This is a genomic window from Brevundimonas sp. Leaf168, assembly GCF_001423685.1.
Classification (GTDB): Bacteria; Pseudomonadota; Alphaproteobacteria; order Caulobacterales; family Caulobacteraceae; genus Brevundimonas; species Brevundimonas vesicularis_C.
In genome coordinates this window covers 377,406-397,153 of the sequence record NZ_LMOY01000007.1, presented here as the reverse complement: position 1 = coordinate 397,153, position 19,748 = coordinate 377,406, and the positions used below count along the sequence as shown (strand labels likewise).

Annotated in this window: 21 protein-coding genes; 13 read left to right on the top strand and 8 right to left on the bottom strand. The window is 66.4% G+C overall.

The genetic code is table 11. From position 1 onward, the window contains the following. Position 1: 1 nt before the first annotated feature. Positions 2-778, top strand: coding sequence for a transglutaminase family protein (locus ASF81_RS06880; protein WP_055806658.1), 777 nt, complete (start codon positions 2-4; stop codon positions 776-778). 7 nt (positions 779-785) lie between these two features. Here the strand turns inward: ASF81_RS06880 and ASF81_RS06875 are convergent, their stop codons facing one another. Further along, positions 786-2,510, bottom strand: a complete 1,725-nt coding sequence (locus ASF81_RS06875) for a M1 family metallopeptidase (protein WP_055806655.1) — start codon at positions 2,508-2,510, stop codon at positions 786-788. 109 nt (positions 2,511-2,619) lie between these two features. Continuing rightward, positions 2,620-2,916, bottom strand: a complete 297-nt coding sequence (gene rpmB, locus ASF81_RS06870; protein ID WP_026108540.1) for a 50S ribosomal protein L28 — start codon at positions 2,914-2,916, stop codon at positions 2,620-2,622. A gap of 236 nt (positions 2,917-3,152) precedes the next feature. Here rpmB and ASF81_RS06865 point away from each other — a divergent pair, with 236 nt between their 5' ends. Then, positions 3,153-3,632, top strand: a complete 480-nt coding sequence (locus ASF81_RS06865; protein WP_038294089.1) for a DUF3617 family protein — start codon at positions 3,153-3,155, stop codon at positions 3,630-3,632. A gap of 73 nt (positions 3,633-3,705) precedes the next feature. On the opposite strand, the gene ASF81_RS06860 is transcribed toward ASF81_RS06865, so the two are convergent. Then, positions 3,706-4,236, bottom strand: a complete 531-nt coding sequence (locus tag ASF81_RS06860; protein WP_055753908.1) for a CarD family transcriptional regulator — start codon at positions 4,234-4,236, stop codon at positions 3,706-3,708. 300 nt (positions 4,237-4,536) lie between these two features. Further along, positions 4,537-4,878: a ferredoxin FdxA gene (fdxA, locus tag ASF81_RS06855; protein WP_017505910.1), complete on the bottom strand. Its 342-nt coding sequence runs from the start codon at positions 4,876-4,878 to the stop codon at positions 4,537-4,539. A 171-nt stretch (positions 4,879-5,049) separates the two neighbouring features. On the opposite strand from fdxA, the gene ASF81_RS06850 reads away from it, so the two are divergent. Beyond that, positions 5,050-5,676, top strand: a complete 627-nt coding sequence (locus tag ASF81_RS06850; RefSeq protein ID WP_055806650.1) for a YceI family protein — start codon at positions 5,050-5,052, stop codon at positions 5,674-5,676. Between the two features lie 69 nt (positions 5,677-5,745). On the opposite strand, the gene ASF81_RS06845 is transcribed toward ASF81_RS06850, so the two are convergent. The 4 genes from ASF81_RS06845 to ASF81_RS06830 are packed head-to-tail and all read right to left on the bottom strand — an operon-like array spanning position 5,746 to position 10,547. After that, positions 5,746-6,021, bottom strand: a complete 276-nt coding sequence (locus ASF81_RS06845) for an RNA-binding S4 domain-containing protein (protein ID WP_055806646.1) — start codon at positions 6,019-6,021, stop codon at positions 5,746-5,748. After that, positions 6,018-8,507, bottom strand: coding sequence for a helicase-related protein (locus ASF81_RS06840; protein WP_055806643.1), 2,490 nt, complete (start codon positions 8,505-8,507; stop codon positions 6,018-6,020). Before ASF81_RS06840 ends, ASF81_RS06845 begins: the two co-directional genes overlap by 4 nt. Positions 8,508-8,541: 34 nt before the next feature. Beyond that, positions 8,542-9,153 (bottom strand): response regulator FixJ, encoded by a 612-nt coding sequence (fixJ, locus tag ASF81_RS06835; protein ID WP_055806639.1) that lies wholly within the window; start codon positions 9,151-9,153, stop codon positions 8,542-8,544. Then, on the bottom strand, positions 9,153-10,547 hold the full coding sequence (locus ASF81_RS06830) for a nitrogen regulation protein NR(II) (RefSeq protein WP_235559255.1): 1,395 nt from the start codon (positions 10,545-10,547) through the stop codon (positions 9,153-9,155). Before ASF81_RS06830 ends, fixJ begins: the two co-directional genes overlap by 1 nt. A 351-nt stretch (positions 10,548-10,898) precedes the next feature. Here ASF81_RS06830 and ASF81_RS06825 point away from each other — a divergent pair, with 351 nt between their 5' ends. Genes ASF81_RS06825 through ASF81_RS06780 form a run of 10 tightly spaced genes read left to right on the top strand, consistent with a single transcriptional unit; the run spans position 10,899 to position 19,748 of the window. Then, entirely contained in the window at positions 10,899-11,576 is a 678-nt protein-coding gene (locus tag ASF81_RS06825) for a TorF family putative porin (protein ID WP_055806635.1), read from the top strand. 45 nt (positions 11,577-11,621) lie between these two features. Beyond that, positions 11,622-13,553 carry a methyl-accepting chemotaxis protein gene (locus ASF81_RS06820; RefSeq protein ID WP_055806632.1) on the top strand — a complete coding sequence of 644 codons (1,932 nt, stop codon included), beginning with the start codon at positions 11,622-11,624 and terminating at the stop codon, positions 13,551-13,553. Next, the gene (locus tag ASF81_RS06815; protein WP_055806629.1) at positions 13,553-13,828 is read left to right on the top strand and encodes an STAS domain-containing protein; all 276 of its coding nucleotides are present in this window, start codon (positions 13,553-13,555) and stop codon (positions 13,826-13,828) included. The genes ASF81_RS06820 and ASF81_RS06815 overlap by 1 nt, the downstream gene beginning before the upstream one ends. Then, complete coding sequence (locus ASF81_RS06810) at positions 13,825-14,190, top strand: response regulator (protein WP_039246220.1); 366 nt, start codon at positions 13,825-13,827, stop codon at positions 14,188-14,190. The genes ASF81_RS06815 and ASF81_RS06810 overlap by 4 nt, the downstream gene beginning before the upstream one ends. 29 nt (positions 14,191-14,219) lie before the next feature. Further along, positions 14,220-16,454: a chemotaxis protein CheA gene (locus tag ASF81_RS06805; RefSeq protein ID WP_055806625.1), complete on the top strand. Its 2,235-nt coding sequence runs from the start codon at positions 14,220-14,222 to the stop codon at positions 16,452-16,454. Positions 16,455-16,457: 3 nt separating this feature from the next. Further along, positions 16,458-16,913 carry a chemotaxis protein CheW gene (locus tag ASF81_RS06800; protein ID WP_039246217.1) on the top strand — a complete coding sequence of 152 codons (456 nt, stop codon included), beginning with the start codon at positions 16,458-16,460 and terminating at the stop codon, positions 16,911-16,913. Continuing rightward, entirely contained in the window at positions 16,910-17,770 is an 861-nt protein-coding gene (locus ASF81_RS06795; protein ID WP_055806622.1) for a protein-glutamate O-methyltransferase CheR, read from the top strand. Before ASF81_RS06800 ends, ASF81_RS06795 begins: the two co-directional genes overlap by 4 nt. After that, positions 17,767-18,804, top strand: a complete 1,038-nt coding sequence (locus tag ASF81_RS06790) for a chemotaxis response regulator protein-glutamate methylesterase (protein ID WP_055806621.1) — start codon at positions 17,767-17,769, stop codon at positions 18,802-18,804. The genes ASF81_RS06795 and ASF81_RS06790 overlap by 4 nt, the downstream gene beginning before the upstream one ends. 15 nt (positions 18,805-18,819) lie before the next feature. Next, entirely contained in the window at positions 18,820-19,209 is a 390-nt protein-coding gene (locus ASF81_RS06785; protein WP_039246211.1) for a response regulator, read from the top strand. Beyond that, complete coding sequence (locus ASF81_RS06780) at positions 19,206-19,748, top strand: chemotaxis protein CheD (RefSeq protein WP_055806618.1); 543 nt, start codon at positions 19,206-19,208, stop codon at positions 19,746-19,748. The genes ASF81_RS06785 and ASF81_RS06780 overlap by 4 nt, the downstream gene beginning before the upstream one ends.

The window sequence follows — 19,748 nt, the reverse complement described above, 5'->3', positions numbered from 1 at the left end:
CATGAAACTGCGCGTCCGCGCCGAACTCGTCTATCGTTTCGATCCGCCGACGGACGCCATCTACAAGATCCAGGTCGCGCACTGGCCGGGTCAGGACATTCTGGAAGAAACCCTGACCTTCGACCCGCCGGTTGATTTCCATGAGGACGAGGACGTCGACTTCGGCGCCCGCACCCTGCGTTGCCATGTCGAGGGCGAGGTCAAGCTGACCTATGAGGCGGTGGTCGAAAACGGCGTGCTGAAGGGCCTGCCGCCTAGCGTATCCCAGCATGACTGGGGCGAGCTGCCCGCCGAGGTCCTGCCCTATCTCCAGCCCAGCCGCTATTGCCCGTCGGATCAGTTCGGCCGCTTCGTGACGCGCGAGTTCGGCGACACGGCGGGCGGCGCGCGTGTGCTGGCGATCCTGAACTGGATCACCGAGAACGTCGCTTACGAGCACGGCGTGTCGGACACCGAAACCACGGCGGCGCGCACCTTCATCGACCGGGCCGGCGTGTGCCGCGACTTCACCCATCTAGGCATGACACTGTGTCGGGCGTCGGGCATTCCTGCGCGCGCGGTCAGCGCTTTCGCCCACCAACTCAGCCCGCCCGACTTTCACGCCATCTTCGAAGTCTGGCTGGATAACGGCTGGTGGCTGGTCGATCCGACAGGCTTGGCGCCGGTCGAGGGTCTGGTGCGGATCGCCTGCGGGCGGGACGCGGCGGACATCGCCTTCCTGACGACGCAGGAGCGCTGTCAGATGGTGCGCCAGTCGGTGACGGTGGCCGAGGCCTGACCGGCCGCTACTTCGGCTTCTGCGCCGCCTTATAGGCCTGAAGCTCGTCGATCACGTCCATCTGGCGCAGCACCTTGTTCTGCGGATCGATCAAGACATGGGCGCCGGCCGGAACCGCGATCTGGCCCCGACCGCCGGTCATGGCCACGGTCTGAACGCGCCCGTCGATCTCGACCTCCAGCGGCATGGGGAAGACGCCGCCGTCGCCGGTCGTCCACTCCAGCTTCAGCACATCGCCGTCGCGGGTTTGGGTCAGCACCGGCAGGGCGGCGTTGTAGAGATAGCCGCGGAAGAACCAGCCGTAGTCCCGGCCCGTAACGTCGTTGATGATCGCGAGGAAGTCTCCAGTCGAACGATAAAGCGGCGCGAAGTTCCCTGGTCTGGGGTCGGCTCGCCCATAGACCAGGCGCGTGACCGCGTCGTGGAAGGCCGTGTCGCCGATCAACATCCGCAGCGAATGGCTGATCAGCGAGCCCTTGGAATAAATGTCATTGCCCGGCCCAACGTCGCCCTTGTAGACCTCGTCTTCGGTCTTGGGCGTGCCCGAGACGACCGGATATTTGTTGATCAAACCCTCGCGCTGGTTGGCCAGTTCGCGCTGCATATAGCGGTCGCCCAGCAGCCAGCGCGCATAGAGCGGCTGCATATAGCTGCCCAATCCCTCGTGCAGCCACATGTCGTCGGCGTTCTGATTGGTCAGCTGGTTGCCGAACCATTCGTGGGCGAACTCGTGCTGCAACAGCCAGTCATAGCCCCGCCCGTCGATCTTGTAGCCGTTGCCGTAGGCATTGATCGTCTGGTGCTCCATGCCCAGGTGCGGGGTCTCGACCACGCCCATTTTCTCGTCGCCGAAGGGGAAGGGGCCGACGGTGGCTTCGAAGAAGTCCAGCATCCTAGGGAACTGGGCGAACAGGCCGTGGACCTGTTCGGGCGTGTCCGATTTCAGATGCCAGTAGCGCATCGGGATCGTGTTGCCGAACCGGCTGGCGTATTCGCGCGACACCTCTTCGTAGGGCCCGACGTTCAGCGCGATGGCGTAGGTGTTGGGCGATTTCGCCGACCAGTTCCAGGTGGTCCAGCCGTCGCCGTGATCGACCTTGCCCAGGAAGCGGCCATTGGACGGCGCCGACAGGGCCGACGGGACGGTGATGTGCAGATCGACGCGGCCCGGCTCGCCGTGCGGGCTGTCGATGCAGGGCCAGAAGATGTCGCAGCCCTCGCCCTGAACCGCCGTGGCGATCCATGGCTCGCCCGACGCCGCGGTGGACCAGACGAAGCCGCCGTCCCAAGGCGCACGGGGCGCCACGCGCGGCTGGCCGGCGTAGGCGACGCGCAGGGCTACCGACCGGCCCGTGGCCAACATGTGGGGCAACTGCACCGTCAGCCGGCCTTCGGGGTTGGACCAGCGATCGACAGCGACCTCGACTCCGTCGATCTGGACCGAGGAAATGGTCAGCAGGGTGTCCAGTTCGACGACCAGAGCGGTCAGGGGCGCCTTGGCGGTGAAGTCCAGCACGGCGACCGCGTCGATGGCCTTGTCGTCGGGCAGGACCATGATCGACAAATCGGCCTTGTCGAACTGCATCGCCTGCTGTTCCGGCGTCAGCGGCTGATCGGTGGCCAAGGTGAAGGCGGTCGATTCGCGCGGCGTCGGCGCCGGCTGGGCGACGGTGGCGCAGGCCGACAGCGTCAGGGCGCTGGCTGCGGCCAAAAGCAAAATCTTGATGCGCATGAAGCCGTCCCTCTCTGAGGCGACAGGCTAGCGTGAGCGGGCAATGGCGCAAAGAAAAAGGCCGGTGTTTCCACCGGCCTCTTCCAGAATTCTATGTCGCGGTCGCCGATCAGGCGGCGGCTTGTTCGGCCAGCTTGGCGCGAATCTGGCGCTTGATGCGCTGAGCGGCGATCGACAGCTGCTCGTCGCGTGCCTTGACGATGAAGACGTCCAGGCCGCCCTTGTAGTCCAGGGTGCGCAGCGCAGCGTTCGAGATGCGCAGGCTGAACGTCTGGCCCAGGGCTTCCGACGTGACCTTGACCGTCTTCAGCGACGGCAGGAAGCGGCGCTTGGTCTTGATGTTCGAGTGGCTCACGTTGTGGCCGACCATGGGGCCGATACCGGTGAGTTCGCAACGACGCGACATCGTCAGATCCTTAAGGTGCGGCGTCCAGCCCGAGCGTGGGAGAGGACGCATGAAACAGTTGCGCGCGGGAACCAGCCCGCGCGAGAGGGGGCCGTATAAGGGAAGAGGCGGTTCGGCGTCAAGCCGAGTCTGGACGGATCGTCCCCACGCCTCGTTCAGCCGTCATTCAAATGCCGCCCTGTATGGCCCATATGATGACGACCTCAAAAGAGACCCAAGCAGAACAGAAGGCTTCCATGTCCCGTCCGTCCTTGATCGATCGCCTGCCCAAGCGCGCGCTCGCCGTCCTGGCCCCGGTGATGGCCGGCGGCTTCATGCTGGCCTCGCCCGCCATCGCCCCGGCCCAGACTGCGGCTCAGTCCGAAGTCCTGCCCGGCTATTGGGAATACACTACCAGCGCGGTGGGCCAGCGCGACACCGAGCAGAAGTGCGTGCGGCCCAGCGAGATCAACCGATTCTTCGGCGGCCTGTCGACCAACAAGTGGCGCTGCACCTATCCGACCCGCGTGGTCGGCAATGGCAACGCCCGCTTCGAGGGAACCTGCCAGGATCGCAAGGGCCGTCGCATCGCCGTTCGCCTGAACGGGACCTACACCGAAACCAGCTTCAGCTTCCGCGGCGGCGCCCAGATCGTGCGCGGCACCCCCTATATCCCCGCCAGCATCACCGCGCGCCGCATCAGCGCCCAGTGCCCGGCCAACGCCGAATACTTCTGACCCCGGCTCTGCGACGCATCAAAAAAGGCCCCGGATCGCTCCGGGGCCTTTTCTTTAGTCCGAGACTCGAAGCTTAGGCGGCTTCGGCGGTCGGGATCGGTTTTTTGGCGCTGAGCGACTTGGCGAGCAGCTCGACGGCGGCGTCCTTGTCGATCTTGTTGGCGGCGGCGACTTCGCGCGCCATGCGGTCCAGGGCCGATTCATAGAGCTGGCGCTCCGAATAGGACTGCTCCGGCTGAGTGTCGGCGCGGTGCAGGTCGCGGACCACTTCGGCGATGGAGATCAGGTCGCCGGAGTTGATCTTGGCTTCGTATTCCTGGGCGCGACGCGACCACATGGTGCGCTTGATGCGCGCGCGGCCCTTCAGGGTGGTCAGGGCCTTGGTCACGACGTCGTCGGCGGCCAGCGAACGCAGGCCGGCCGTCACGGCCTTCTTGGTCGGGACGCGCAGGGTCATCTTCTCGTGGTCGAAGGTCACGACATAGACCTCCAGCGACATGCCCGCGACTTCCTGGGTTTCGATCGCCGCCACCTTGCCGACGCCGTGCGCCGGATAGACGACCGCGTCGCCAACCTTGAACTCCAGACCAGTCTTGCTCGTCATAATCGTCCTTTCCCGGTCAGGGCCGGGCGAAACGAAGGCGCAGGAAACGCAGACAGGATCTCACCCGCCGGATCGCTCCGTCGGAGGGGATGATGTCGGGCGTCAAAAGCGGAAACGGATCACCAAACCTCTGGCCGATCCCGTCTAGGGCGGGATTCTGTCGCAAACACGGGCGGCGCGAAGATTTCGCGGACCGCCCGATCCAATGGAACAGAACCTATCACAAATCTGCAGAATTTCAAAACGTCCACAGGGCGGACGTGCAAATACGGCAAGGCTTGAGCGGAGCCGGTCCTGAAATCAGGAACCCTTGCCCGGCTTGGGGCTGAAGTATTTCTCGTATTTGCCGGTTTCGCGCTCATACTGCTCGCGGTCGGCGGGGGGCGTGCCCTTGACGGTGATGTTCGGCCAGACCTTGGCGTACTCGGCGTTGACTTGAAGCCATTTGCCGTCCGGCTCGTCCTCGGTGTCCGGCACGATGGCGTCGACCGGGCATTCCGGTTCGCACACACCGCAGTCGATGCATTCGTCCGGCGCGATCACAAGGAAGTTCTCGCCCTCGTAGAAGCAGTCCACCGGACACACCTCGACGCAGTCCATGAACTTACATTTCACGCAGGCGTCGGTGACGATGTAGGTCATTGGGCGAGAAACGGGTGTCGGTCTGTGGGCGGGAGGCCTGCGACATGGCGGCCACGCACCCAACTGTCAACAGCGCGGCTTAAGGCGAGAGCCATTCGCAGCGTCTTGACAGAACGGCGCCTAATCGCAACTGTATTGATTGCATATCCGCCCCATCGACAGGAAATCCCCATGCGCACCCCCTTCATGAAATACGCCGTCGCCGGCGCGGCCGCCCTCAGCCTGGTCGCAGGCGGCGCGGTCGTGGCTCAGGCCGCCCTGACCAAGAACCCTGCCGAAGTCACCGCCGGGACCTACGATCTGGAATCCAGCCACGGCAAGATCACCTGGTCGGTCAATCACTTCGGCCTGTCGACCTATACGGGCCAGTTCGTGAACGTGAAGGCGGTGCTGAAGCTGGACCCGGCCAACCCCTCGGCCTCGACCCTGACCGCGACCATCCCGCTGACCGACGTGGCGCCCAACGACGACCGTCTGAAGGCCCACCTGCAGACCGCCGACTTCTTCGACACCGCCCAATATCCGACGGCGACCTTCGTCTCGCGCTCGGTCACGGTCGACGCCGATGACGCCAACGAGGCGACCGTGGTCGGCGATCTGACCCTGAAGGGCGTGACCAGGCCCGTCACCATCGAGGTCGAGTTCAACGGCGCCGGAACCGTCATGGGCACCTACAAGGCCGGCTTCGACGGCGAAGCGACCATCAAACGCTCGGACTTCGGCATCAACTACGCCCTGCCGGCCGTCTCCGACGAGGTGAAGCTGCACATCGAAGGCGAGTTCGTCATTCAGAAGTAGGCTATCGCGCTGCGCGCGACTTGAGGCCGTTCTTTTGGGCCTACCGCGCTTCGCGCTACTTGAGGCAATTTATACCGTAAGCGAATACAGGGCGCGGGCCTCCTCTGCGGGTCCGCGCCTTTCGCCAAGCCCCTCGACCTTCAGGCTGGTGACGCGTCCGTTCTGGGCGAAGGTCAGCAGGTCGCCGACGTGAACGCATCGGCTGGGCTTGTCGAGCCGCGTCTCGCGCCCCTGATGCGTCAGCCGCACCGCCCCCCGCTCCACCAGATCGGCCGCCAGGCCGCGCGTCTTCACGAACCGCGCGCGCCACAGCCAGATGTCGATGCGACAGGCGTTCTCGTTCAAGCCTTCGCCTTTCGACGCGGCCGACGACGCTTGGGCTGGGCCGGCGGCGCCTCCGTCAGGGCGGCGAGGGCGGCGAAGGGCGAGTCCTTAACGATCTTCGGCGCTGCGCCCGGCTTGTCGGGCAGGCGGGCGCGTTCGACCTTCAGGGCGGCGATGACCTGTTTCGCTTGATCGGCGCGCCAGCCCAGATCGGTCAGGGCCTCGTCGGACAGCCGGCCGTGATTGGCGGCCCGCAGCTCGGCCATCTTCTCCAGCGTCTCGACCGGCGCCAGCCACCGTCCAGCCAATCGCAATCCGTGCGCGGACAATAGCCGCGCCGAGGGCGGCTCCATGGGCGCGGGGATCAGATCGGGCGTCGCCGGGATCAGCGGCGCGGCGACGAAGGCCTGGGCGAAATGGCGGGCGCGCGGCTTTTGAAGGCCGGGCAGCCACACCGAATGCGCCCCGATGCGGATGGCGAAACTGCGCAGCGTGCGGCGCTCGACCTGACTGAGCGCGGCTAAATCGCGTTCGACCTCGCGCCGGTCGATCACGCCGCCGGCCTCGATCAGGCGAAAGGCGATGCCGCGCGGAAGGCCCTTCAATGTCCCCGACTCCACCGCCTGACGCAGCCGTCGCAGATCACGCAGCGCACGGCCCGCTTCCGCCGCCAGCCACGCCTCGATCCGGCGCTGGGCGCGCTCGCGGGCGGGCGTCGGTCCCAGATCGCCCAACAGGCGCACGGAGGGCGTAAAGGGATCGACCCCTTGCGGCGTTGCATTGATCTGCGCCGTCAGCACGCCGCGCCACAGCACCGCCCCGTCCGGCGTGACCGAAAAGCCTTCGTCGGTCTCGGCCGCCAGGCGCCCCAGCCGTCGATTGATCTCGGGCGTCACCGCACGCACGGCCGCCTGGCGCAGGGTCCGGTCTTCCAGGGCCGACGAGCCCTTCTCCATGTGGAAGCGCACGCCCTCCAGCTGGCCGACGACCTGACCCTCGACCGTGACCTCGCCGTCATCGGCGACGCCTGCAAACGTGTCTTCGCGCACGTTCAGCGCTCGCATCAGGGCGGTGGTGCGGCGATCCACGAACCGGGCGGTCAGCCGCTCGTGCAGCACGTCGGACAGCCGGTCCTCCAGCGCGCGGGTCTTGTCGCGCCAGCCTTGCGCGTCGTGGACCCAGTCCGGCCGGTTGGCGATGTAGGACAGGGTGCGCACCGCCGACAGCCGCGCCGACAGCTGGTCGATCTGACCGTCGTCACGATCCACGAAGGCGAAGCGCGGCGCCATCCAGTCGTCGGTCAGCCGGCCGCGCTTGCCGGTCAGGGCGTGGAAGACATCCTTAGCCAGCCGGGCGTGTTCATCCAGCGTCGTCTTCTGGAAGTCGGGCAACTGGCACGCTTCCCACAGACGCATGACCGCCCCGCGCGAGCGCCCCACGCGCGCGATCTCCTCGTCCTTGATCAGACGCCGCAGCAGGGTCTCGTCCAGCGCCTCCGCCGTCAGGCTCAGCCCCGATCGCTGGGGCGTCACCGTCAGCGAGCGCAGCAGATCGGGCAGGGTGTCGAAATCCAGCCGGGAGTTCCGCCACTCTGCCGCCTCGATCGGATCGAACCGATGCTCGACCACCTGTTCGACCAGATCGGGGTCCAGATCCTCGGCCTCGGCGGTGACGCCGAAGGTGCCGTCGCGCAGATGCCGGCCGGCCCGCCCGGCGATCTGGCCGATTTCATGGGCGTGAAGCCAGCGGGTGCGCCGCCCGTCGAACTTTCTCAGGCCCGCGAAGGCGACATGGTCCACATCCATGTTCAGCCCCATGCCGATGGCGTCGGTGGCGACGAGGAAATCGACCTCACCCGACTGATACAGGGCCACCTGGGCGTTGCGGGTGCGAGGAGACAGACTGCCCATCACCACCGCCGCGCCGCCGCGCTGACGCCGGATCAGTTCAGCGATGGCGTAGACCCGATCGGTCGAGAAGGCGACGATGGCGCTGCGGCGGGGCAGGCGGGTCAGCTTCTTGGACCCCGCATAGGACAAGGTGGACAGCCGGTCGCGCGTCACGATCTCCACGTCCGGGACAAGGCGGCGGATCAGCGGCTCCATGGTTCCGGCGCCTAGGAACATCGTCTCGAACCGACCGCGCGCGTGCAGTAGCCGCTGGGTGAAGACGTGGCCGCGTTCGGGGTCGGCGACCAGCTGGATTTCGTCGATGGCCAGAAACTCGACCGATCGCTCCAGCGGCATGGCCTCGACGGTGCAGACGAAATAGTGCGGGCGCGGCGGGACGATCTTTTCCTCGCCCGTGATCAGGGCGACGGCCGCCGCGCCGCGCTGTTTGACGATCCGCTCATAGATCTCGCGCGCCAGCAGGCGCAGCGGCAGGCCGATCATGCCCGAGGCGTGACCCAGCATCCGCTCGACCGCCAGATGGGTCTTGCCGGTGTTGGTGGGCCCCAGGACCGCAGTCACGCGGGACGGGGCGAGGCCTGCGGACCGGTCGCTCATGTCGCGACTAAGGTGGCGACGAATCTCTTCGGGCTCAAGCGTCGCCGGCGCGCATTCCGATCCGGACCAGGGTGGACAGGTTTGCGGCCTGCATTTTCGTCATCACCTTGGCGCGAAAGATTTCCACCGTGCGCGGGCTGATCTCCAGCCTTTGGGCGATCTCCTTGTTGGAACAGCCGTCGATCAGGGCGTCGAATACCTGACGCTCGCGCGGGGTCAGGGTGTCCAGTCGGGCCTTGGCGTCCTCGCGCGCGATCCGCTCGGCCTCAAGACTGGTCAGCGAGGCCAGGCAGCTGGAAACCGCGTCCAGCATTCGCTGCGGATCGAACGGCTTTTCGACGAAATCCACGACGCCCGCCTTCATCAACTGAACCGCCAGCGTCACCTCCCCATGACCCGTGATGACGATCACCGGCCAGGTGTCGCCGCGCAGGGTTTTCAGACGCCCGACCAGCTCAGAACCCTGAAGCCCCGGCATCCGCACATCGGTGATGACGCAGGCGCTGCGGTCTTCGGGTAGATTGTCCAGAAAGTCGTCAGCGCTGACGAAACTGCGCGCCCGATACCCGGCCCCGCGCAGCATCAGCACCAGAGCATCGCGCATGGCGGGGTCGTCGTCGATTATGAAAACGGAGTGCGGGCTCATCAGATTTCGGACTCCGTGGGACGCGGCAGACGAAACGAGAAGGTCGCTCCACCCTGAGGATTCCGGCTGACGACCAGGGTTGCGCCGTGGCTTTCGACGATTGAACGCGTGACCGACAGCCCCAGACCCATGCCGCCGGCCTTGGTCGTCGCCATCGGATGAAAGATGCTGTCGATTCTGTCTTCGGGGATGCCGTCGCCATTGTCGTACACCGCGATTTCATAGCCGTCCGCGCCCAGCGTCCGGCCGGTCACCGTCACGCGTGCGCCCTCGCGTCCGATGACGGCGTCCACGGCGTTGCGCACCAGATTGGCCAGCGCCTGCTGAATTTGAATGCGGTCGGCCAGAACCTGATCGTCGTCCTCTTCGACATCCAGAGCGATCGTCGTGTCGGTGTCCTGTCCCGTCAGGGCGAAGACCGGCGCCAGGTCTAGGACGATCAGCGAGGCCCGCTCTTCGGTAAAGGACCGCGAACCTGTCGCGACCTGTTCGCGCATGCGCCGGATGATGTCGCCCGCGCGCAGCAACTGGGTCTTGGCCAGGTCGATGGTCCTGGCCGGCCCTTCCGCTGGCGGCCCCAGCCGTGTCAGTTCGGCCTGGCCGGCATGCAAATAAACGGTGGCGGCGGTCAGCGGCTGGTTCAGTTCGTGGGCCAGGGTCGCGGCCATTTCGCCCATAGAGTTCAGACGCCAGACGCTGCTGAGCTTGTCGTTCAGGTCGCGCTCGCCTTTTCGGATCGTCTCGGCCTGGCTCTGATCGCCCAGCGTCAGGACGATGTGTTCGGGGGCGATGTCGTCGGGCAGGACGTTGGCGTGAAGCGTCAGCGGCGGCCCGGGCATGTCTATATTCCGGCTTGTCCAGGGGCCGGAGGACGCGGCAAGCACCTCGCCGCCTCGGCGAGCCTTCGCCAGGGCCGCGTCGTCGAAGCCGGGCAGCAACGATCCGAAAGGTTGCGCCATCGCCGCCTCTCGATCCACGCGCAGCAGATCGGCGGCGGCCGGGGTCACGCGGCGCGTGCGTCCTTCCCGGTCCAGCGTCACGATCGGCGTCGTGGCTACGATGGTGTCGAGCAGCATCTCGCGCAGCGCCAGATCGCGCGTCAGGGCACGGGCCTGTTCCAACGAGTCGATCAGCCGACGACAGACCTCGGCGATGACCCAGGCGATGACGGCGAAAAGCGCGGCGTTGGTCGCCGCATCCAGCACGCTTTCGCGATGCACCAGCCCCAGGTTGGCCCCGATGGCCAACAGGATCGCCAGCACGACTGCGCCCCTTTGCGCCAGCAGAGCCGTAACAATCACCGCCGGAACCAGCGGCAGATAATAGAAATTTCCAAACGGTTCGAGCGCGCTGCGAACCAGCGTCGCCACAAGAACAGCCAGACACGCGATCAAGACCCCGCTCCACCATGTCCTGGACCTGAAAATCATGTCCTCGTGCTGTTCCTAGGCTGCTGGATATATTTCACCGGAGTATGGGTTGGGATGTGAAAACTCGACAGAACTTGGGCTGCAGGGCCTCGCCGCTTTTCTGACAACTTTCGTATAGGCTCGTTTCGACTACGTGAACATACGTATTCGCTCAAAATCGGTTTGGAGTGACCAGCACCGCTGCCGATGACGCAGCTCGGACGCTGGGCGACACACCTCATGGGTTACGCAATCCTACATACGGTCCGGTTCAGATTTAATATTAATCATCGCCTCATCCTTGGGCTTCAGAATGCAGAAGCTTCAGGGATCACCATGTTTCGTTCGTCAGCCTTCTTTGTTGTCGCGGCAGTAGGCCTCGCAGCGCCGATCACGTCCCAGGCCCAATCGTTCGGCCTCGATGTCGGTGTCGCCAGCCAGTATGTCGGCAAAGGGCTGGGCAAGAGCAATCAGGACGTTGCGCCTTTCGCCAAGGCCGAAGCCGGCTTCGGCGAAGGCTACGCCAGCGTCTTCGTCTCTGACGCCGCCGGATCTCAAGGCTACGACCTGGAAATCGTCAGCATGGTCGGTTGGCGCCCCAAGGCGGGCGGCTTCACCTTCGATCTGGGGGTCATGAACCGCGACCTGCCAGGGTCGCGCGCCGGCGTCGACAAAAACTACTGGGAATATCAGGCAGACGCTTCACGCAAGCTGGGCCCCGTGGCGACGCGCCTGCGCGTCAACTATTCGCCCGACGGCTTTGCGGCGACGAAAGAGGCCTGGTGGCTGGAGCTGCAAGGCACGGTCGCCGTCGCCGCCAAGACAAAGATTTCGGCTGCCGTCGCCAACCGCATGGCGGACGGCGGCGTCGATTACAACGCCTGGAATGTCGGCGCCAAACAGAAGCTGACCGACGCCTTGGCCGTCGATCTGCGCTGGTACGACACCGACCGCCACAGCGCAGGCGAACCCTATGTGGGTCGCCTCGTCGCCGCCGCCACCTATTCGTTCTGAGTTACCGATCCACCGGGGGATGCTGAGTTGAAGTTGATTGAAAATATGCCCGTCGGCCGCAAGCTGTTCGCGGCCTTTGGTCTCGTTTTGGCGGCGATCGCCGTCATGGGCGTCGTCGTCGTCACGAGCCTGCTGCAATTGGAGAAGGCCGGCGAAGTTCGCACGGTGGAAAACCAGGCCAACCGCACGACGGCGACGGCCGAGTTCTACATGGCCCGCCAGGAGAACGCCTTCCGCGGTTACCTCCTGTCTCAGGATCCCTACTATATTGAGCGCGTCGATGCGCACCGCGCCAAGTTCCTGGCGGCCATGGACGAGTTGCGCGGCGAACTGCCCGCCGATCGCGCCGCCCTGATCGACAAGGCGGTCGAGGCCAATGCGACCTGGTACAAGAATGTCGTGGAAGCCGGTTCTGCGATGGTGCGCGACGGTCGCGCAGCCCAGGCCGTTCAGATGGTCGGCCGCAACGGAACGGCCGACAACTACGTCGCACCGGTCGAAGACACGATCGACCAGATCAAGGCTGCCAACGAAGTCGCGCGCGAGGCCTCGACCGAGGCTCAGGCCGCCGCCAGCCGCACCGCGCTGATCGCCACGATCGTGGGACTGATCTCGGCCTTGGTGATCGCCGTAATCGCCGGCTTCGTCGCGACGCGGTCCATCGTGCGCCCGATCTTCACGATGATCGGCTATGTGCAAAAACTGATGGCCGGCGACACCGACATCAAGGTCGCCAGCGCCGAGCGCAAGGATGAGTTCGGCAAGATGGGTCAGGCCATCGTGGCCTTCCGCGACGCCGCGATCGAAAAGGTCCGCGTCGAACAGGAGGCGATCGCCAACCGGTCCATGAGCGAGCAGGAACGCGCTGAACGCGAGGCCGAGAAGGCGCGTGAGGCCGCCGAGGACGCCCAGGCCATCGGCGCCTTGGGCCAGGGTCTTTCCGCCATGTCGAACGGCGACCTGACCTACCGGATCGAGATCGACTTCAATCCCAAGTCGGCTCAGCTGAAGACCGACTTCAACGCCGCCATCTCCCAGCTGCAGCAGGCCGTCTCGGTCGTGGTCAACAATGTCTCGGGCATCCGCTCGGGCGCCGGCGAGATTTCGCAGGCGGCCGACGACCTGTCGCGCCGCACCGAACAGCAGGCCGCCTCGCTGGAGGAAACGGCTGCGGCCCTGGATGAAATCACCGCCACGGTGAACAAGACCGCCTCGGGCGCCCGTCAAGCCTCCGACGTGGTTCAGGCCGCGCGCGGCGACGCCGAGAAGAGCGGCATCATCGTCCGCGACGCCGTCCAGGCCATGACCGCCATCGAAGGCTCGTCCACCCAGATCAATCAGATCATCGGCGTCATCGACGAGATCGCCTTCCAGACCAACCTTCTGGCCCTGAACGCCGGCGTCGAGGCCGCGCGTGCCGGCGAGGCCGGTCGCGGCTTCGCGGTGGTCGCCTCCGAAGTGCGCGCCCTGGCCCAGCGTTCGGCCGAGGCCGCCAAGGAGATCAAGACCCTGATCTCGGCCTCAACGGGTCAGGTCGGCTCGGGCGTCAAACTGGTCGGCGAGACCGGCGAGGCCCTGCAACGGATCGTGGACCGGGTCGCCGAGATCGACAGCCTGGTCACAGAAATCGCGGCTTCGGCCCAGGAACAGGCCGTCGGTCTGGCCCAGGTCAACACCGCCGTGAACCAGATGGACCAGGTCACTCAGCAGAACGCGGCCATGGTCGAACAATCGACCGCCGCCAGCCATTCGCTGGCCCAGGAGGCGGAGAGCCTGCAAGCCTCGGTCGCCCAGTTCCGCGTCGGGGCCTCGTCGCCGCGCGCCGCCGCGCCTGCGCCGGTTCGCACGCCCGCGCCCGTCGCCAAGCCCGCTGCTCGCTCCAGCCACATGGTCGCCGCGCTGAAGACCATCGGCCGTGGCGGCGCCGCGCCCAGGCCTCAAGTCACCGCCGCCGAAGACGGTTGGGAGGAATTTTGATGACTGAAACCCTCATCCTGTCCGATGTGCTGGACCTGAATGCGGCCGAGCCGCTGAAGGCTGAAGTGCTGGCCCTGCGCGGTCATCCGGTGGTCCTTGACGCCTCCGCGGTCCAGCGCCTGGGCGGCCTGTGCCTGCAGATTCTGCTGTCGGCGCGAAAGACGTGGGCGGCCGACGGCGTCAACCTAAGTTTAGGGTCTGTGTCCCAATATTGGACGGAACAATGGGCGGCCTACGGCGCGCCGGACTTCAACACCGAGGGGGCGTTGGCATGACCAAGACCGTTCTGACGATCGACGATTCACGCACCATGCGCGACATGCTGCTGATGGCGCTGGAAGACGCGGGCTATACCGTGATCCAGGCGGTGGACGGCGTGGACGGTCTGGAGACCTTGGCGTCCAAGGGCGCCGACGTCATCATCACCGACATCAACATGCCGCGCATGGACGGCTTCGGCGTCATCGAGGGCGTCCGCGCCGATCCGAACCACCGCACGACCCCGGTGCTGGTGCTGACGACCGAGAGCGACGTCGAGAAGAAGGCCCGCGCCCGCGCCGCCGGCGCCACCGGCTGGATCGTCAAGCCGTTCGACCCTGCAAAGCTGGTGGACGCCGTCCGCCGCGTCGCCGCCTGATCGCCTGAAGCCCGCCGGACCCCGACCTAATGGACGCCTTCGAAGCCATCAAAGCCACCTTCTTCCAGGAGTGCGACGAACTGCTCGCGGACCTGGAAGCCAAGCTGATGCTGCTTGAACAGGGTCAGACCGACCTGGAGACGATCAACGCCGTCTTCCGCGCCGTCCATTCGGTCAAGGGCGGGGCAGGGGCCTTCGGCCTGGAGGCCCTAGTCCGGTTCGCCCACGTCTTCGAGACCCTGATGGACGAACTGCGCGCGGGCCGTAAACCGTGCGACGCCATCACCATCAAGACCCTGCTGCGCGCCTCCGACGTATTGGCCGATCACATTCAGGCCGCGCAAGGGTTGATCCCTCCGGTGGACGAGGCGCGGTCCGCCGCCCTGGTCGCCGAAATGCAGGTCCTGACCCACGGCGGCGAGGCGCCGGTCGAGGTCGAGGAAGACGAGGATGACTTCGGCTTCACCCCCATGGCCTTCGACATGGCGCTGGACGAGCCTGCGTCCCTGCCCATCGCCGACCTGGGCGCGGACGCGCCGTCGGTCGGCTGGCGCATCGTGTTCAAGCCGATGGGCCGGATGTACGTCAACGCCAACGAGACCAGCCTGCTGCTGCGCGAGCTGGGTCGTCTCGGCCCGGTCACGGTCGTCGTGGACGACAGCGAGACGCCGACGCTGGACGCGCTGTCGATCGAGGACGGCTGCCTGACCTGGACCGTCGATCTGGCCGCCGCCGTCGATGAGGCGGCCGTGCGCGAGGTCTTCGACTTCGTCGAAAGCGACTGCGACCTGACCATCACGCCCCTGGGCGCTGGCGGCGCAACCGATATCGGCGCGTTCGACGACGAACCGGCCGCCGTCCTGCCCGCCAGCGACGATCTGGATATCGCCGCCCTGCTGGCCAAGGCTTCCGGCGCCGCCGAGCCGGCGGCCGAAGTGGTGCCCTCCGCCGCCTTGGAGCCCGAGCCGGCCCCGGCGCCGATCATCGCTACGCCCGTCGTTGAGCCCGTCGCCGCACCCGTGGCGGCGACCCCCGCGCCGGCTTCCGCCCCTGTCGCGCCCGCGCCGGTGACGATCCGTGTCGATCTGGACCGCGTGGATCGCCTGATCAACGTCGTCGGCGAACTGGTCATCCAGCAGGCCATGCTGTCGCAGCGCGTCCTGGAAAGCGGCCTTGCCCGGTCGTCCGGCATCGCGCTGGGCCTCGAAGATCTGGAGCTGCTGACCCGCGAGATCCAGGACAGCGTCATGGCCATCCGCGCCCAGCCGGTGAAATCGGTGTTCCAGCGTATGCCGCGCCTGGTCCGCGAAGTCGCCGACATGGTCTCCAAACAGGTCCGTCTGGTCACGGCCGGCGAGGACACCGAGGTCGACAAGACCGTGGTCGAACGCCTGGCCGAACCCATCACCCACATGCTGCGGAACGCCATCGACCACGGGCTGGAAACGCCCGAGGAGCGCGTCGCCGCCGGCAAGCCGGCAGAGGGCACGGTGCGTCTCGCGGCCCTGCACCGCTCGGGTCGGATCGTCATCGAGATTTCTGACGACGGCCGCGGCATCAACCGCGAACGCGTCAAGAAGATCGCCGTCGACAAGGGTCTGATCGCCGCCGACGCCCCCCTGACCGACGAACAGATCGACAATCTGATCTTCGCGCCGGGCTTCTCCACCGCCGCCGTCGTGTCCGACATCTCGGGCCGGGGCGTGGGCATGGACGTGGTCAAACGGTCGATCCAGGCCCTAGGCGGTCGCATCTCCATCAGCTCGGTTCCGGGCAAGGGCTCGACCTTCACCCTCAGCCTGCCGCTGACGCTGGCGGTGCTGGACGGCATGGTCGTCACCGCCGCTGAACAGACGCTGATCGCGCCGCTGCCGGCCATCGTCGAGAGCCTGACCCCGCAGGCCGTGGACCTGCATTTCGTCGGCGGCGTGGATCCCGTTATCCGCTTCCGCGACCGCTTCCTGCCGCTGATCGACGTGGCCCTGATCATGGGCTTCCGCGAACAACCGATGAACCCGACCGAAGGCGTCGCCGTGGTCGTCGAAACCGAAGGCGGCCAGCAGGCGGCCCTTCTTTTCGACGCCATCCAGGGCCAGCGCCAAGTGGTCATCAAGAGCCTGGAAACCAACTACCAGCAGGTCGAGGGCGTCGCCGCCGCCACCATCCTGGGTGACGGGCGCGTGGCCCTGATCCTGGATGTCGATGTGCTGGTCACCGACATGCGCCGCAAATCCGTCCGTCCCGACTTCAAGCTCGCGAGCTGAACCATGACCGAAGCCAAAGATCTCCAGCGTGAATTGATCGCCTTCCGCATCGGCAGTCAGGAATTCTGCGTCGATATCATGTCCGTGCGCGAAATCCGCGGCTGGACGCCGGCGACGCCTCTGCCCCGTTCGCCGGGATACATGAAGGGCGTCATCAACCTGCGCGGCACGGTCCTGCCGATCATCGATCTGGGCGCGCGCTTCGGCCTGACGACCTCGGAACCGACGGCGCGCCACGTCATCATGGTCGCCCATATCGGCGGCCGCATGGTCGGCCTGCTGGTCGACGCCGTGTCCGACATCCTGCAGATGAGCGAGGCCTCGGTCCAGCCGACGCCCGACGTCGCCAGCGATCAGGTCAAGACCTTCGTCAAGGGCATCTTCTCGATCGACGGCCGCATGATCAGCCTGATCGAACTGGATTACATCCTGCCGCAAGTCGAGGCCGAAGCCGCATGACCGCCGCCGCCGGCCGGGGATCCATCGTCGAGGGCGAGTTCGTCTTCACCGCCGAGGATTTCCGCCACATCGCCCAGATGCTGCACGCCCACGCGGGCATCGCCCTGAACGAGGGCAAGGCCGCGCTCGTGTATTCGCGCCTGGCCAAGCGGTTGCGCACCCTGGGTCTGACCAGCTTCCGCGACTACTGCGCCCTGGTCGAGGGCGTGGACGGCGTGGACGAGCGTCAGAAGATGACGGCGGCCCTGACCACCAACGTCACCCGCTTTTATCGCGAGCCGCACCATTTCGACGACCTGCGCGACCGGGTCATGCCCGAACTGGCGGCGCGCGCCCGCGCCGGCGGCCGGGTCCGTCTGTGGTCGGCGGCCTGCTCGAACGGGCAGGAGCCCTATTCGATGGCCCTGACCGTGCTTCAGGCCCTGCCCGAAGCGGCCGAGCTGGATGTGCGCATCCTGGCCACCGACATCGATCCCAACATGGTCGCCCAGGGCCACGACGGCGTCTATTCCGAAGAGGCGCTGGAGCCCGCGCCCGTCACCCTGTGGCGCAAATATTTCGACCGCGCCGATCGCGGCCAGTGGGTCGCCGGTCAGCAGTTGAAGCGTCTGGTCAGCTTCAAGGAACTGAACCTGATCGGCGACTGGCCGATGAAGGGCAAGTTCGACGTCATCTTCTGCCGCAACGTCGTCATTTATTTCGATGATGCGACCCAGGAACGGGTCTGGAAGCGGTTCACTCCGCTGATGAACCCCGGCGCGACCCTCTACATCGGTCACTCCGAACGCGTCTCCGGCCCGGCGACCAGCCAGCTTCAGACCGCCGGCCTGACGACCTATCGCCTGGGGTCTGCATGAGCCGCGTCCGCGTCCTCGTCGTCGACGACAGCCTGACCATGCGCGGGCTGATCTCGGCCGCCCTGAAGTCGGACCCGGAGATCGAGGTCGTCGGCACCGCCGCCGATCCCATCGAGGCGCGCGCCGCGATCAAGGCCCTGAATCCCGATGTCCTCACCCTCGACGTCGAGATGCCCAATATGAACGGGTTGGAGTTCCTGGAAAAGATCATGCGGCTGCGGCCCATGCCGGTGGTCATGGTCTCGACCCTGACGGCGGCGGGCACAGACGTGACCTTGGCCGCGCTGGAAATCGGCGCCGTGGACGCGGTGGCCAAACCGGCGGTCGCCAGCGTCGACGCCTTCCACGACCTGATCGGCAAGGTGAAGGCCGCCGCCCGTTCGCGCGTGCGCGCCCGCGGCGACACGCCCGCCGCCGCCGAGGCGCCGCGCGCCTATCACGCCGATCCCAATCAGATCCTCGCCATCGGTTCGTCCACCGGCGGGGTCGAAGCCCTGCTGACGGTGCTCAGCGGCTTCCCGCTGGATTGCCCGGCGACCGTCATCACCCAGCATATGCCGGCGACCTTCACCGCCAGCTTCGCCGCGCGCCTGGACCGCGTCTGCGCCCCAACCGTGACTGAGGCGGTGGACGGCGCCCCACTGAAGCCAGGCCATATCTATCTGGCCCCCGGCGGCGCAACCCATCTTGAGGTGTCCGGCGGCCTGACGCCCCGTTGCCGCCTGATTGCCAGCGATGCCGTCAACGGCCACCGCCCGTCGGTCGATGTGATGTTCGACTCCGTCGCCCGGCTGAAGCGTCCGATGACTGGCGTCATCCTGACCGGCATGGGCCGTGACGGCGCCAAGGGCCTCCTCGCCATGCGCCAGGCTGGCGGCCGCACCCTGGGCCAGGATGAGGCGACTTGCGTCGTCTACGGCATGCCCAAGGCCGCCTATGAAACCGGCGCCGTGGAGCGGCAGTTGCCGTTGCACCGCCTGTCCCCCGCCATTCTCGAACTGTGCGCCGATCCGGCTGCGCGGTCTGTCGCCTAATCGGGAGCGTAACCTATGCCCGCCGCCGCCTCACTTCACTGCCTGGTCGTCGATGATCAGATGACGATGCGCTCGTTGGTCCGCACCAGCCTGCAACAGCTCGGCGTGCGCGAAATCCGCGAGGCCGCCGACGGCGAAATCGCCTTGCGCGAGATCGTGTCCAAGCCCGCGCACCTGATCATCTCCGACTACAATATGCCGAACCTGGACGGTCTGGGCCTGCTGCGCGCCGTGCGCGCCCATCCCCCCACCTCCAAGACCGCCTTCATCATGCTGACGGGCCGCGCCGACCGCGAGCTGGTCCAACGCGCGGTGCAGTTCGGGGTCAACAACTACTTGGTCAAGCCTTTCACCGTCGCCCAGCTGAAGGGCAAGCTGGAAGCCGTTTTCGGTCCTCTGACATGAGTTTCGCCGCCCTGAAGGACACGGTCGAAAAGCGCGTTCACGTCGGTCAGGGCGAGCACTTCATCACGTCCGATCCCAATGTCGTGCTCAGCACCATCCTGGGGTCCTGCGTCGCCATGTGCGTGCGAGATCCGCTGGCGGGCGTCGGCGGCATGAACCACTTCCTGCTGCCCGAAGGCTCGGGCGCAGGCACCGACGCGGGACGTCGCTACGGCGCCTATGCGATGGAGCTTCTGATCAACGATATGCTCAAGGCCGGCGCCCGTCGCGATCGGCTGGAGGCCAAGCTGTTCGGCGGCGGCCGCATGTTCGACAGCCTGCGCGACGTCGGGCGCAGCAACGCCGACTTCGCCGAGAAATTCCTGCGCGACGAAGGCATTCCCGTCGTGGGCGGCAGTCTGCGCGGCGACGGCGGTCGGCGCCTGCACTACTGGCCCGTCACCGGCCGCGCCCTGCAGCGCGCTGTCACCGACGTCATCGCGCCCAAGCCCGTGCCCGTCATGGCCCCGGTCGACACCGGCGCCCTGGAACTGTTCTGA